Annotated in this window: 12 protein-coding genes, 2 pseudogenes and 1 riboswitch; of the genes and pseudogenes, 11 read left to right on the plus strand and 3 right to left on the minus strand. The window is 63.7% G+C overall.

Annotated features, from left to right (window positions below; all coding sequences use genetic code 11):
• Positions 1–155: 155 nt before the first annotated feature.
• Entirely contained in the window at positions 156–983 is an 828-nt protein-coding gene (locus ACFHWW_RS19625) for an alpha/beta fold hydrolase (protein WP_379940270.1), read from the minus strand.
• A gap of 148 nt (positions 984–1,131) precedes the next feature.
• Here ACFHWW_RS19625 and ACFHWW_RS19630 point away from each other — a divergent pair, with 148 nt between their 5' ends.
• From ACFHWW_RS19630 to ACFHWW_RS19675, 10 genes and pseudogenes are all read left to right on the plus strand, one after another.
• Positions 1,132–2,121 (plus strand): GlxA family transcriptional regulator, encoded by a 990-nt coding sequence (locus tag ACFHWW_RS19630; protein ID WP_379940272.1) that lies wholly within the window; start codon positions 1,132–1,134, stop codon positions 2,119–2,121.
• A gap of 538 nt (positions 2,122–2,659) precedes the next feature.
• Complete coding sequence (locus tag ACFHWW_RS19635) at positions 2,660–3,058, plus strand: hypothetical protein (protein ID WP_379940274.1); 399 nt, start codon at positions 2,660–2,662, stop codon at positions 3,056–3,058.
• Between the two features lie 274 nt (positions 3,059–3,332).
• Positions 3,333–4,276, plus strand: a pseudogene (locus tag ACFHWW_RS19640) (TAXI family TRAP transporter solute-binding subunit).
• Between the two features lie 111 nt (positions 4,277–4,387).
• Positions 4,388–6,501 (plus strand): annotated as a pseudogene (locus ACFHWW_RS19645) (TRAP transporter permease).
• Positions 6,498–6,872 (plus strand): DUF1850 domain-containing protein, encoded by a 375-nt coding sequence (locus ACFHWW_RS19650; protein WP_379940276.1) that lies wholly within the window; start codon positions 6,498–6,500, stop codon positions 6,870–6,872. Before ACFHWW_RS19645 ends, ACFHWW_RS19650 begins: the two are co-directional and overlap by 4 nt.
• A 155-nt stretch (positions 6,873–7,027) precedes the next feature.
• Positions 7,028–7,256, plus strand: a riboswitch (cobalamin riboswitch).
• A 168-nt stretch (positions 7,257–7,424) separates the two neighbouring features.
• Entirely contained in the window at positions 7,425–8,492 is a 1,068-nt protein-coding gene (locus ACFHWW_RS19655; protein WP_379940278.1) for an ABC transporter substrate-binding protein, read from the plus strand.
• Positions 8,489–9,532: an iron ABC transporter permease gene (locus ACFHWW_RS19660; RefSeq protein WP_018095987.1), complete on the plus strand. Its 1,044-nt coding sequence runs from the start codon at positions 8,489–8,491 to the stop codon at positions 9,530–9,532. The genes ACFHWW_RS19655 and ACFHWW_RS19660 overlap by 4 nt, the downstream gene beginning before the upstream one ends.
• Complete coding sequence (locus tag ACFHWW_RS19665) at positions 9,529–10,329, plus strand: ABC transporter ATP-binding protein (protein WP_324764401.1); 801 nt, start codon at positions 9,529–9,531, stop codon at positions 10,327–10,329. The genes ACFHWW_RS19660 and ACFHWW_RS19665 overlap by 4 nt, the downstream gene beginning before the upstream one ends.
• A gap of 3 nt (positions 10,330–10,332) precedes the next feature.
• Positions 10,333–11,121, plus strand: a complete 789-nt coding sequence (locus ACFHWW_RS19670) for a class I SAM-dependent methyltransferase (protein ID WP_379940280.1) — start codon at positions 10,333–10,335, stop codon at positions 11,119–11,121.
• A gap of 404 nt (positions 11,122–11,525) precedes the next feature.
• Entirely contained in the window at positions 11,526–11,924 is a 399-nt protein-coding gene (locus tag ACFHWW_RS19675; protein ID WP_010974988.1) for a hypothetical protein, read from the plus strand.
• Positions 11,925–12,110: 186 nt separating this feature from the next.
• On the opposite strand, the gene ACFHWW_RS19680 is transcribed toward ACFHWW_RS19675, so the two are convergent.
• Both ACFHWW_RS19680 and ACFHWW_RS19685 read right to left on the minus strand, forming a co-directional pair.
• Complete coding sequence (locus ACFHWW_RS19680; RefSeq protein WP_338282244.1) at positions 12,111–12,557, minus strand: PPC domain-containing DNA-binding protein; 447 nt, start codon at positions 12,555–12,557, stop codon at positions 12,111–12,113.
• Between the two features lie 103 nt (positions 12,558–12,660).
• Entirely contained in the window at positions 12,661–13,239 is a 579-nt protein-coding gene (locus ACFHWW_RS19685; RefSeq protein ID WP_379940284.1) for an intradiol ring-cleavage dioxygenase, read from the minus strand.
• 263 nt (positions 13,240–13,502) lie between these two features.
• On the opposite strand from ACFHWW_RS19685, the gene ACFHWW_RS19690 reads away from it, so the two are divergent.
• On the plus strand, positions 13,503–13,712 hold the full coding sequence (locus ACFHWW_RS19690; RefSeq protein WP_003527838.1) for a dodecin: 210 nt from the start codon (positions 13,503–13,505) through the stop codon (positions 13,710–13,712).
• Positions 13,713–13,983: the final 271 nt, after the last annotated feature.

A 13,983-nucleotide genomic window follows, 5' to 3' on the forward strand; every position in this document is an offset into this window, starting at 1 on the left:
CGGCAGGTTCAGCCGGTTCGCTCCGCCCCGTCCGGGGCTTCGCGAACCCGCTGAACCTGCCGCAACCCAAAATCTGTCGACAATCATCCCGGTCCAAAATGTCGACCATCAACCCGGTTGAACAGCACCGCCGCCGCGCCTCGCCGGCGTTGAAGTCAAGCTTCGATGAATTCGAGCAGGTCGGCGTTGAAGCGGTCCTGATAGGTCTGCGTCAGGCCATGATCGGCACCCTCGTAGACCTTCAGCACGGCATGTTTGACGATTTTGACGGTCGAAAGCGCCGAGGCGCCGATCGGCACGATCTGGTCGTCGTCGCCGTGGAGGACCAGGGTCGGCTTGTCGAACTTCGCCAGGTCGGCATTGAAGTCGCTTTCCGAGAAGGCGCGGATGCTGTCAAGCTGGCCCTTGAGGCCGCCCATCATGCCCTGCAGCCAGAAGCTCTCGCGGATTCCCTCCGAGATGGCGGCACCCTCGCGGTTGTAGCCGTAAAAGGGGATCGTCAGATCCCTGAAGAATTGCGAGCGGTCGTCGTAGGTGCCCCTGCGAATGCCATCGAAGACGTCGATCGGCAGGCCGCCGGGGTTGGCCTCGGTTTTCAGCATGAGCGGCGGCACCGCGCCGATCAGCGCCACCTTCGCCACGCGCCCGGTGCCGTGCCGGCCGACGTAGCGGGTAACCTCGCCACCGCCTGTCGAATGCCCGACAAGGATCACGTTCCGCAAGTCCAGCGCCTCGATCAGTTCGGCAAGGTCGTCGGCGTACTGGTCCATTGTGTTGTTGTCCCACACCTGGTCCGAACGGCCGTGGCTGCGGCGGTCGTGGGCGATGACGCGATAGCCCTTGTTTGCAAAGAAGACCATCTGCGCATCCCATACGTCGGCCGTGAGCGGCCAGCCATGGGAGAAGAGGACGGGTTGAGCATTGCGCGAGCCCCAGTCCTTGTAGAAGATGCGGGTGCCGTCCCTGGTGGTGATCGTAGCCATTTTCTTCATCCTTTCAGCGGGTTGGAAGACTGCCGGGTGGGGTGCCGTACTTGCCGCGCCCCGTGCTTGAAGATTTAGGCCGATTGCGAAATGATCGGGATTGGCGGATCGGACATTAGGCGGGCCGAAACCGACAAAGAGGGGCGACATGGCGAAGGGACGAGCACTGCCAGCGAGAGCCGAGATCGGCCTCATGCTTTATCCGGGTTGCCAGATGGCGATGGTCCACGGCATGACGGATCTCATCGGCATAGCCGGTCAATTCTCCGCCGAGCGCGGCGGACCGGTGGCGCGAGTCAGTCACTGGCGGCTTCAGGACGACGGCTGTCTTGCACGATGTTTCGACACCCATCCCGAACTCGGGTCCCGGCAGGCGCCGGAGATCCTGCTTGTCCCCGGCCGGCTGACGGGACCGATGGAAGCAGAGGAGGCAGCGCCCTATGCGCGCTGGCTGCTCGACCGGCATGCCCAGGGGGCGACGCTGGCATCGACTTGCGGCGGGACTTTCGTGCTTGCGGCGACGGGCCTGCTCAAGGGTCGCCCGGCGACGACGCACTGGCTGTTCGCCAATGCCTTCCGCGATCGTTTCCCCGACGTCCGGCTCGATCCGGACAAGATCGTCATCGAGGACGGGGACCTCATCACAGCCGGCGGCCTCATGGCGTGGACGGACCTCGGCATGCGCCTCGTGGACCGCCTGTTCGGTCCGACGGTGACGGTCGAGACCGGGCGCTTCCTGCTCATCGATCCGGCCGGACGCGAGCAGCGGCACTATTCCAGCTTTTCGCCGCGTCTCAATCACGGTGACGAGGCGATCCTCAAGGTGCAGCATTGGCTGCAGGCGCGCGAGGCCCGCGCCGTCAGCGTCGCGGAGATGGCCAAAGTGGTGGCGATGGAGGAGCGCACGTTCCTGCGCCGTTTCAAGGCGGCGACCGGTATGAAGCCGATCGAATATGCGCAGCATCTGCGCGTCGGCAAGGCGCGTGAGCTCCTGGAGTTCACCAAACGCTCGGTCGAACAGATCGCCTGGACCGTCGGCTATGAGGATGCTGCGGCTTTCCGCAAGCTGTTCCATCGCATCGTCGGGCTGTCGCCGGGCGACTACCGGCACCGTTTCGCCGTAGCGGCTGCCGGATAAACGGCGCGGAGAACGGCGTCGCTTCTTTCGCGCCCGCGGCTGCGGAACAAATTTTCGTCTGAAGAATTAACAGGTGTCGCTTCTGTCCCCCAGCGACATTCAGGACCCCAACCTGTTGCAGTGCCCGCGTCATCCCCTGCGCGGGCACTCGCATGTCTGCGATACGATTCCCGCCCGCCCTCGGTTGACGACGCAAGCGGGACCCCGCAAAGCGGCGAGGCCCCGCCTCAAGTGTCGCTGAAAAGATCTAGGTCCTTGTATAGGTGGGAAGCCAGGAAGCTAGAGTGCCATCCGCGCCCATCTATAGGACCTTGGTCCGACCCCCTAAGGGCAAAGGTCCTAGGCCCGTTGCCAGCTGAGTCTCAGGGTACATATTGCAGCATTCGCGCCGCGGGAGCCCGGAGCGGAACAGTTCGCGGTCTGCCGCCGGCATTTCTGCTCTGGCTCCTTGCACGATCACGTTCCATGATTTTGGGTCGACGGGGCCTAAAGTCATCGTGATCTCGGCAGGGGAACAACTCAACGATGGATCTCTCCCATGGCATTGTCGAACTACGGACGGAACAACACTGTCTCTGAAACCTGTTTCAGGACGCTCACCCACCCGTTGACGAACCTGATCTGCATTATCGTGGCCGTGTCGATCGCCGTTTTCGCGAGCGTACCGACAGGCATTCCCCCATACGTGCTCGCGCCGATCGGCTTCATGCTGGTGATCCTGATCGACCCTGCAGAAATTGCATCTAGATTGAAGGCGCGCTCCGCAAGACGGGACGCCACGGTTGGCCGCTCGGAATCGGCCGCCGGAGGCTGGCAGGCCAAGGGAGACGGTTGGAGCCTGACATTCCAACGCAAACACGGCCTGACGAGAGGAGCGGCTCGGTCGAATATCGCCGCCGCTGCAAGGGGACGCGCGGCCGACAGCTGCCGCCGCTGAAATCCTACCTAACGCCAAGCGCCGCGCGTCGCCGGACGCGCGGCGCTTGCGCAGGAATTTTGTCCGGAGCCAGCGGAAGGCGGATTGTCGCGGATTGCTGCGGGGCACCGGGCAAGATCCGCCCGCATCGGCGAAGTTGTCGATTGCGCTTCCACAAAATCAATCATTTAGAGTTAGCCGATCTCTTGCTAGTGTAACGCCGCGGCCCCTTTCCAGAGGAACGGTCTTCCGCGCCAGATTTGAATGATTGGGAGGAATCTCTGTGAATCGAACATTGAAACGCGCCGCCATCGCGGCGATCGCAAGTGCGTCCATCGCCGTTTCCGCGGCTTCGACAGGCGCAGCCGAGTTCATCAACGTCCTGACTGGCGGCACTTCCGGGGTGTACTACCCGCTCGGCGTCGCGCTTTCGAAGATCTATGGCGATAAGATCGAGGGCGTACGCACGCAGGTGCAGGCGACCAAGGCTTCGGTCGAGAACCTCAACCTCTTGCAGCAGGGGCGCGGCGAGATCGCCTTTTCGCTCGGCGATTCGGTCAAGCTTGCCTGGGAAGGCAATACGGATGCCGGTTTCAAGGCACCGCTCGACAAGCTGCGCGGTATCGCCGCCATCTATCCGAACTATATCCAGATCATGGCGTCGAAGGAGTCGGGCATCAAGACCGTCGCCGATCTCAAGGGCAAGAGCCTTTCCGTCGGCGCACCGAAGTCGGGCACGGAATTGAATGCCCGGGCGTCCTCGGCGCCGCAGGGATGAGTTATGACGACCTCGGCAAGACCGAATACCTGCCCTTCGCCGAATCGGTGGAGCTGATGAAGAACCGGCAGCTCGATGCGACGCTGCAGTCGGCCGGCCTCGGCGTCTCTTCGTTCAAGGATCTGGCGACGTCGCTCGATGTACAGATGGTCGCAGTCCCCGAAGAGATCGCCACCAAGCTCGGCGCGCCCTACATCGCCGCGACCGTCCCCGCTGGCACCTACCAGGGGCAGGACAGCGATGTGCAGACGGTCGCCGTCGTCAACTTTCTCGTCACCCATTCGGAGGTTTCCGACGAAACCGCCTATCAGATGACGAAGCAGCTCTTCGAGAACATCCCCGCCCTGACGGCGGCTCACAAGGCGGCGGAGAATATCCGCATCGAGGATGCGCTCAAGGGAATGCCTATTCCTCTGCATCCGGGGGCGGAGCGCTACTATAAGGAAAAGGGTCTGCTCTGACCCATGTCGCCCGAAACCGTAAAGCGGTTTTAAAGCGACAGGCAGACACCCTGAAGCGCGTCGCGGAATTCGGTTGAATGCGACGGGCTTCAGGAATTCAGGGGAGGAATCATGATCCACAATACCAATGAACAAAGCGCAACTGCGTCGGCCGAACTGCACCGGCACGACGCGTTGACCCGGGCGTTTCCGGCGACATGGGACGGCCGGATCCTGTTTGCCATCGCGCTTGCCTTTTCAGTGTTCCAGATCGCCACCGCGGCGCATCTCGTCGATTTCGCGAGCCAGATCGTGCGCGTGGTGCATGTCGGCTTTGTCACGGTTCTCGTCTTTCCCCTGCTGGCGACGCTCGCAGGCCGCGGCACGGTTGCAAAAATCATCGCCTGGAGTCTTGCTTTCCTTGGCGCGGCGGTCGCCTTCTACCAGTGTTACGAATATGCGGAACTCTTGGTGCGTGCCGGCGATCCACTGCCGCGCGACATCGTCTTCGGGGTCGTCGCGCTCGCCGTCGTCTTTGCCGCAGCCTGGGCGCTGATGGGGCCGGCTCTGCCGATCATTTCCGGCGTGTTCCTGGCCTATTGCCTTTTGGGTGAGTATCTGCCGCCGCCGTTCGATCACCGCGGCTACGACTTTTCGCAGGTGATCGATCATATGGCCTATGGCACGGAAGGCATCTACGGCATCCCGACCTTCGTCTCCTCGACCTATATTTTCCTTTTCATCCTGTTTGGCGCCTTCCTCGAAAAAGCCGGCATGATCCGGCTCTTCAACGATGTCTCGTTGAGTTTCGTCGGCGACAGGCGCGGCGGACCCGCGAAGGTGGCGATCATTTCTTCGGGCCTGATGGGCACCATTTCGGGTTCCGGCGTCGCGAATGTGGTCACGACCGGGCAGTTCACCATCCCGCTGATGAAAAAGTTCGGCTATCGGGCGGCCTTTGCAGGCGGCGTCGAGGCAACGGCCTCGATGGGCGGGCAGATCATGCCGCCTGTCATGGGCGCGGTCGCCTTCATCATGGCCGAGACGCTCGGCGTCGAATATTACGAGATCGTCAAGGCGGCGGTCATACCGGCGATCCTCTATTTCGCGTCCGCCTTCTGGATGGTCCATCTCGAAGCCGGCAAGTACGGGCTGCTCGGCCTGCCCAGGGACCAGCTGCCTTCGGCCAAGGCGGCAATCCTCGAACAATGGCATCTGATCCTGCCGCTCGCCGCGCTCGTCTGGCTGCTGTTCTCCGGCTATACGCCGCTTTTCGCCGGTACGGTCGGCCTGGCCTTCACCGGCCTTCTGATCCTGGGCAGTTCGCTCGCGCTCGGCCTTCCCGCCGGTGTCATACGCATCATCTTCTGGGTCGGCCTCGGCCTCGTGGCGGCCGCCTTCTTCCAGTTCGGCATCGGCGTGATCGTCGCAGCGCTGGCGCTGCTGATTGCCGGCAACGCCTTCCTGAAGGGCGGCCGGGAGACCTTGGTGATATGTCGCGACGCCCTTGCCGAAGGGGCCAAGACGGCCCTTCCGGTGGCGATCGCCTGCGCGCTCGTCGGCGTGATCATCGGTACGATGACGCTGACCGGAGCGGCCAATACCTTCGGCCAGTTCATCGTCTCGGTCGGAGGCAAAAGCCTGTTTCTGTCGCTGCTTCTGACCATGGTCACCTGCCTCGTGCTCGGCATGGGCATACCGACGATCCCGAACTACATCATCACCTCGTCGATCGCCGGGCCCGCGCTTCTGGAACTCGGGGTACCGCTTATCGTCAGCCACATGTTCGTCTTCTATTTCGGGATTCTTGCCGATCTGACGCCACCGGTGGCGCTTGCCGCTTCGCGGCAGCACCGATCGCGCGGGAAAGCGGGCTGAAGATCTCGATCCAGGCGATCAAGGTGGCGGCGGCCGGTTTCGTCATCCCGTTCATGGCCGTTTATTCGCCGGCGCTGATGCTGCAGGATGGCGGCGCGATGGCCGCATCGGTGGGCTATCCGGCTGCCGTCGCCTATATCGTCGTCAAGACCGGTCTGGCGATCGCGCTCTGGGGTGCCGCCGTGGTGGGCTTCGCCGCAGTCCGGCTCGGGGTTTTCGAGCGGGTGCTCGCGGCCGCGGCCGCCTTCACGTTGCTGGCGGCGCTGCCGATCACCGATGAAGTCGGCTTTGCACTCTCCGCGCTCTTCGCCTTCGTGATCTGGCGGCGCGCCCGCCAGGCTGGCCGGCAGACGGCGAAACCGGCATGAGCGCGCTTGCCTGCATCATCGGCGGCAAGGCTGTCGCCGTTGCTGCGGGTGTCTTCACCCTCGGCTGGACCCATTCGGTCGAGAAGACCGAATGGCAGGAGCGTTGGGCCGTCACGGCCGATGGTCTCGTTCTCGAGGAGGCGCGCGTGCAGGGTTCGGGTGCGGGAATGGAGCCGGGAGACAATGCCCGTCGCCAGGGCCGCTGGTGGGTCTGGACGCCCGACCTGCCGCCGCTTCCCGAGCTGGTCCTGGCCGCCTCCGGAGCGACCGTCTCCGGCTGGACGCTTTGCGACGCCGGCGGCTGCCGCGAGCTCGCGGCGCAAAGCCGGGAACCAATCGTCCTGCGGCCATGCGATGGCCCAAAGCCATAATGGCCGATGCCGATCTGGCGGCACCGGTTGAAGGAACAGTACGGGGCCCTTGTGAAATGTTATTACGTAACTTTCTGTTGACGAGTGTAATAACATAACATATTGAACCCCTACGCCGCGGCGTCGCGTTTCACCTTGACCGGCGGCTGCATTCTAAATTAACTGAGCCTGACGGTTCCCCTACCCGTGAGGTGGAGGGGATTAATAGGGAACACGGTGCGGACGACCCAAGAGGGACCAAAACCGTGGCTGCCCCCGCAACTGTAAGCGGATCGTCGTTCATCGTGGCGCCCAGGCGCCAGCCACTGCGCGCGTTGCGCGGGAAGGCAGATGAGCGATTTCTGTCCGCGAGCCAGGAGACCTGCCGTCAAATCAGATCCAACGTCACGGGCGGGGATGCCCGGAACAGGAGCAAGCCATGACCATCTTTCGCGCCTTGCGGCGCACGCTTTCATCAGTTTCCCCGAGGTCGAGCCGTCACTCGTCCGATCAAACCCGATCGGCAGGCTGACGATCACGGCCGTATAGCGGCCTCACATTCGGGGACTATTCATGAACAGCTTTTGGAAACGACCGCTCATTGCGGGTCTCATCACCTTTTCCGCAGGCGTAGCGGCTCTTGACCGTCCCGCCTTCGCTGCCGAGACGACCTATCCGCTGACACTCGAAAACTGCGGTCGGCAGATCACCTTCGACAAGACGCCGACGCGCACCGTCTCGATCGGCCAGAGCAGCACCGAAATCCTCTATCTGCTCGGCCTTGCGGACAAGGTCGCCGGCACCGCCCTCTGGGTCGGCCCCGTCCTTGAAGGTTACGAGGAGGTCAACGCCAAGGTCGAGCGCCTGGCAGACAACGATCCGAGCTTCGAAAGCGTGGTTGCCAAGAAACCGGACATGGTGGCGGTGCAATTTCAATGGCAGGTCGGCCCGGAAGGCGTGGTCGCGCGGCCGGAGCAGTTCGAGGAGCTCGGCATTCCGGTCTACACATCGCCTTCGGATTGCACCGGCAAGGAGAATTCGGCGGCGAGCGACGGCGTGCGCCGGCAGGTCTTCACCATGGATCTCGTCTATCGGGAAATTCGCGAGCTGGCGCAGATTTACGATGTTCAGGACAAGGGCGAGAAGGTCGTAGCCGAGCTGAAAAGCCGAGAAGAGGCGGCGCGCGCCAAGGTCGCCTCGGCCGGGGGCAAACTCTCGGCGGTCTTCTGGTTCTCCAGCGCTGCCGATGCCGACCCCTATGTCGCCGGCAGGAACGGCGCACCCGGCTACATAATGGCGGCGCTCGGAATCGAAAACATCATCGACACTGAAGACGAATGGCCGACGGTCGGCTGGGAAACCATCGCCAAGGCCGAGCCGACCATGATCGTTGCCGGCTCCATGGAGCGTCGACGCTACCCGCTGGACAGCCTCGACGCCAAACTCGAATTCCTGAAGACCGATCCCGTGGCGAGCCTCATGCCGGCAGTCGCCAAAGGCTATGTGTTCGACATGGATGCGCAGGCGATGAACCCGACGATCCGCACGATCGAAGGAATCGAAGCGCTGGCGGATGCCATCGCCGAGGCCGGACTTGCGCCCAAGGCTGGGCCGGCTTCCAAGGGTGGGTTGGGCAAGTGAGCCGCGTGCTGACCCTGGCCGGGCGAACGGGGACGGGGCGCGTCGGCGCGGCTATCGCCGCGCTCGTGATCCTGTTCGCGGCACTCTGGATGGGCGCTGCGATCGGCGAAACGGCGATCCCGTTCAAGACCGTTGCGCAGACGGTCGCGAATCGGCTGTGGAACGCCGGCTATCCGCTGGCCCCGATCGACGAGGGCATCATCTGGAGCTACCGACTGAGCCGGGCGGTCGTGGCCGCTTCCTGCGGGGCGGCGCTCGCGCTCTCCGGCGCCGTGCTGCAATCGCTGCTGCGCAATCCGCTCGCCGATCCCTATATACTCGGCATCTCCGCCGGCGCCTCGACAGGGGCGGTCAGCGTCGCCATCCTCGGTGTGGGTGCCGGGATGCTGACGCTGCCGCTCGGCGCCTTCATCGGCGCGCTGGTCGCTTTCGTCCTGGTGAGCCTGCTGGCGGTGAAGGCCGGCCGCGGCACCGCGGCGATCATCCTGGCAGGCGTGGCGGGGTCACAGCTCTTCAACGCACTGACCTCCTTCATCGTCACCAAGGCGGCCACGGCCGAGCAGGCGCGCGGCATCATGTTCTGGCTGCTCGGCAACCTTTCGGGCGTGCGCTGGCCGGATGCCTGGCTCGCCGTGCCGGCGACGCTTCTTGGTCTCGTCGTCTGTCTCTGGCATGCCCGTCCCCTCGACGCGTTTACCTTCGGGTCGGAATCGGCTGCCTCGCTCGGCATCTCGGTCAGGCGAACCTATTTCGCGCTCGTCGGCGTCTCGGCGATGATGACGGCGGTGATGGTATCCATCGTCGGGTCGATCGGTTTCGTCGGCCTCGTCATCCCCCATGCGGCCCGCATGCTCGTCGGCGTCCGCCACGGTGTCCTGCTGCCGGCAGCAGCGCTCATCGGCGCCGTGTTCATGATCCTCGCCGACATACTGTCGCGCGTTCTCATTCCCGGCCAGGTCCTGCCGATCGGCGTGATCACGGCGCTCGTCGGCGCTCCGGCCTTCGCGTTGATACTCGGACAAAGGAGGGACCGCGCATGACGCTTTCGGCGCGCGGGGTTTCATGGTCGGCCGGCGGGGTGGACATCCTGAAGGAGGTCTCCCTCACGGTCGAGACGGGAGAGTTCCTCGGCATCATCGGCCCGAACGGTTCCGGCAAGACGAGCCTGATGTCGCTCATATCGGGCATCCGCAAGCCGAAGAAGGGGGAGGTGCTTCTGGACGGTTCTCCGATCGGGACGCTCGGCCGCCGCACGGTCGCGCAAAGGCTCGCTCTAGTTGAGCAGCAGGCCGAGACCGGCGAGAGGATCACCGCGCGCCAGGCGGTAGAGCTCGGCCGCACGCCCTATCTCGGGCCGCTTTCGCCCTGGTCGCCGGAGGACGATGCGATCGTCGAGGCGGCGCTCGAAAACGTGGATATGGCGCATCTTGCCGACCGCCTGTGGCACACGCTCTCCGGCGGCGAGCGGCAAAGGCTGCATATTGCCCGGGCGCTGGCGCAGCAATCGAAGATCCTGCTTCTCGACGAGCCGACCAACCATCTCGACATCGGCCATCAGATCAGCCTGCTCGACCTCGTTCGCCGCCAGGACCTGACGGTGGTCGCAGCGCTCCACGACCTCAACCACGCCGCTATGTTCTGCGACCGGATCGCGGTGATGCAGGCCGGCCGGCTGGTGGCGCTCGGGCCCCCGCGGGAGGTACTGACGGTCGAGCGCATCCGCGCGGTGTTCGGGATCGAGGTCGAGGTCGAGCACGACTTCGACGGAAGCTGCTCCATCCGCTATCGCGCCAGACGCCCGCGTCCGCTTGCCGCAATCTCCGCCGTCGGAACCTGACCCATGGACATGCGCAACCACCACCTGAAGGAAGATATCCGCGAATACTGGTCGAAGCGGTCGGAAACGTTCGACCTCGCCTTCGGCCACCGCATCCCGCCGGGACCGGAGCTCGACGCCTGGGCGGCATCGATGCGCAGCGCACTCGGGGCGAGGCCGCTGAAGGTTCTCGAACTCGCCTGCGGGACGGGGGAGGTGACCAACGTGCTCCTTTCGCTCGGCCACGAAGTGACGGCGCTCGATTTCTCCGAGGCCATGCTCGCGGTGGCGCGGCGCAAGCACGCAGGGAACGAAAGGGTTCGATTCATTCTGGCCGATGCCGAGCACACGATGGAGCCGGACGAGACCTATGATGCCGTGGTCTGCCGGCATCTCGTCTGGACGCTGACGGAGCCGGAGCAGGCTTTCGCCGAATGGTTCCGCCTGCTGAAGCCGGGCGGAAGGCTGCTCGTCTTCGACGGAGACTGGTCGAAGCCGACGCCGCTCGGCCGTCTGGCGTCTTTCGCGGTGGCTGCCCTCGAGCGGATCATCGGCCATGACCCGCATTACGACGGCGCCATGAGCGAACGCCACGCAAAGATCATGGAGCGTCTGCCCTTTGGCGATGGCCTCACCGTCGAAAGACTTCTTCCCTTGATCGAAGAGGCGGGATTCCAGAACATAGAGTTGCCGTCCCGCCGCCCGATCGCGGCGGCCCAGCGCAGGAATGCCGATCTCAGAAACAGGCTGAGGACATTCTTCTACCGCAGGTTCCTCCTCGTCTGCTCGCGGCCTTCGGGAGATTCACTTTGAGTTTATGACGGCTGCCGCGGGATGGACAATGGCGTTGAAGCTCTGGCCGGTTTTGTCGGCACGCATGGCGATGGGTTTGAGTTCCATGAGTAAGTGCTACAGCGACCCTTGCGCGTCTCATAAGACGCGCGGCGCTGTAGGAGGCCTATCGGAGGACTGCAATCTCTCCTTTTTCCTCATGCCTGTGCTCGTCACAGGGATGAGATCAGCGCCGCGTCCGCGGCGCGGGAAGCGTTCTTTCAGCCCAAGGACTTGGTCTGGCTGAATTCCTGTGACATGCACGGGAATGAGGGGGCCGGGGATATGCGGCCAATTTCACCCTCAAAAGGAACTCCCGGCCCCCGGCCGCCGTTTCCGGGTTGCTGTCTCTGACAAGTTGGGACCCAGACACGGAGGATGAGCATATGGCACAGGAAAAGCGACTCGGATCCACCATACCGCGCGGCGTGGTCGATACGAAGAACGGATCGGTAGGCGTTCCGGACCAGGCAAGCATGGAAGAGGAAGTCAGATCGTTGCGCGAGCAGGTCAATGCGCTGACCGAAAAGCTCTCCGATCTCGGCATCTATTCCGGCAGGGCCATCGCGGATACGGGACGCAGGGCCGGCGAGATGGCAAGGGAACATCCCGCCTGGACGGCGCTCGCCGTAGTCGGTCTTCTGGGGCTGCTCATTGCAGGAACCAGCCGGCCCTATTGGCATTCGCGAAGCTCCTCGCGCATCGAGGACCTGATCGCCGATATCGAGGATCGGCTGAGCGATCTGAAGGGCCGTTATTGGTCAAGCGGCTGGCGGCCCTGGTGAAAATTGGACCCGTCCTGCCGGAGACAATGTGCGGTCCATGGAAGGGCGCGCTGCCGCCATCGGGAGATCGGCGGCATGCTTTGCGAGGAACCGGTCGGTTTCTCGCTCCTTCGGTCGCCGTGAGGTCGCCGGCGCGTGCCGGCCAGAAACAAGCGCAACCCGAGTTCGAGCGCGAAAAGCTGAACCTCATTCGGCGTCGAGGTCGATGAGCGCTATCCCGAGTTCCGGTCGCTTGCGCCGGCGCAATCCAGTCGGGCTTTCGCGAATGATGACCTCCAGGGTCGGACGGACGCGACCCTCCAGAAGGTGCCCGCCACGGGTCGACCCGTCTTCCAACCCCAGAACCGCATGCAAATGCAGGCTCGGGCGGCCGGCTTCGTCGCGGGCAATGTCGCCGATCGCGCTCAGAACTTCCGATTGCTCGGCTACGGGGATCTTCCTGTAATTTCTGCTTTCGACACGGAAGAAGCCCACCGTCGCGCTGCTGAAGGCGCCGATCGCCGTCACCGATGCGCCGGCGATGCCCGCCTGCGCTGCGAAGGCCGAAATGGCCGAGAATGCTTCGTCGCCCTCCTCGAGTACGAGAATGAAGGTGCGTTCGCTCGCGTCTTGCGCCAAAAGTTTCTGCTTCATCAATTCGTCCTCGTCTCAGCCCGAACCTGTACGACGGCGATCTGTTCCGGATTCAGCGAAGCGCCGGATCGTTCATCCCGTGCCGGTCACCTCCGCGAGCGCGTCAGGCTACAAAATCGAAACGCCCGAACTTGCCGTCCTCCGTGTCGCGAATGTCAAGCTGCAGCGACGGCGTATAAAGGTGATCACGGTCGTTCTGAGGTTCGTTCGGGAAGAAGAGCTGCGTTGTCAGGACCGCGGCGCCGGGAGGGCGCACCCGAAAATGATAGTGGCGGGTGCGGCCGGGATAGAGTGCCGGGACGATGGTGCTGAACCACCATCGCCCGCGTTCGTCGGTCATGTGGTAACCCCGCAGCCTGTAGCCGCGTGTATCGTAGGCGCCGGTTTCGTCCGCATGCCAGATTTCGACGAGACTGCCGGCAATCGGCCGGCAATTGCCGTCGAGCACGTAGCCGGCAATGGTGATGCGTTCGCCGTTCGGGGCGTCGCCGGAAAGTTCGTGCCTGAGCGGCGCATCGGGCTTGTAGAAAGGGCCCGCCGTCAGCGCGGGCGTCAGGTCGTCATCGTCGTCGCAGGCGGGTGTGAGCGGCAATGCGGGTCGCTGCGCCGCGGCGCGATCGGCGACGGGCAGGGCGGGTAAGGCCAGAAACGCCCTCAGCAAGGAACGTCGGGTCGGCAGCATGGTCGCCTCCTTCGTGGAGCGTTCGCGCGGCCTTGGCGGGGCGTCGCGTTCGGACATGGCCAGTGGCACGAGCATAGAGCATTTTTAATCCCCAGGGCAGCCGGCCGCCTGGCGCGGCACAGGCCGATTTTCCCCGAACGCTGGCGGTTCGCGCCGAACCGGGGCATGATTGTCCCTGGCGGCGATCGCGCTGCCGTCCCTTGCCGCTCCCACAAGGAGACCCGGCGAGCCTGGAATCAACCTAGAAGCTTCAGGAGGAAACCGTGAGCGAGCACGTCTACAAGAAGATCGAGCTGATCGGCAGTTCGCCGAACTCGATAGACGAGGCCATCGAAGGCGCGATTTCGCGTGCTTCGAAAACCACCCGGAATCTCGACTGGTTCGAGGTGGACCAGATTCGCGGCCAGATCGTGAATGGCAAGGTCGCCCATTACCAGGTGGTGATGAAGGTGGGCTTCCGCATCGACGATTGAAGCGCGCGCGGCGCCGAGAGCGGGATTCGACATTCCGCCCTGACTTGTTCTGCGGGTTTCAACTGCCCGCGATTGGAGAAGAGACGCCGGCACCGATGAGGAAGCCGGCGATGCCGGGTGGTGGCCCGTTGCGAAGGCCGGATGGGCATGGATGTTTGCGCGCCGAGTCCTGACAACTTCGAGCCGGCCGCGCGGCTTTCCCATGCCGATCTGCCGGCCATCATCAATTTCATAAATAGAAGCATTCGAACTATGAAATTCACCAACCTCG

Source organism: Sinorhizobium sp. P24N7, from assembly GCF_042436655.1.
Classification (GTDB): domain Bacteria; phylum Pseudomonadota; class Alphaproteobacteria; order Rhizobiales; family Rhizobiaceae; genus Sinorhizobium; species Sinorhizobium meliloti_A.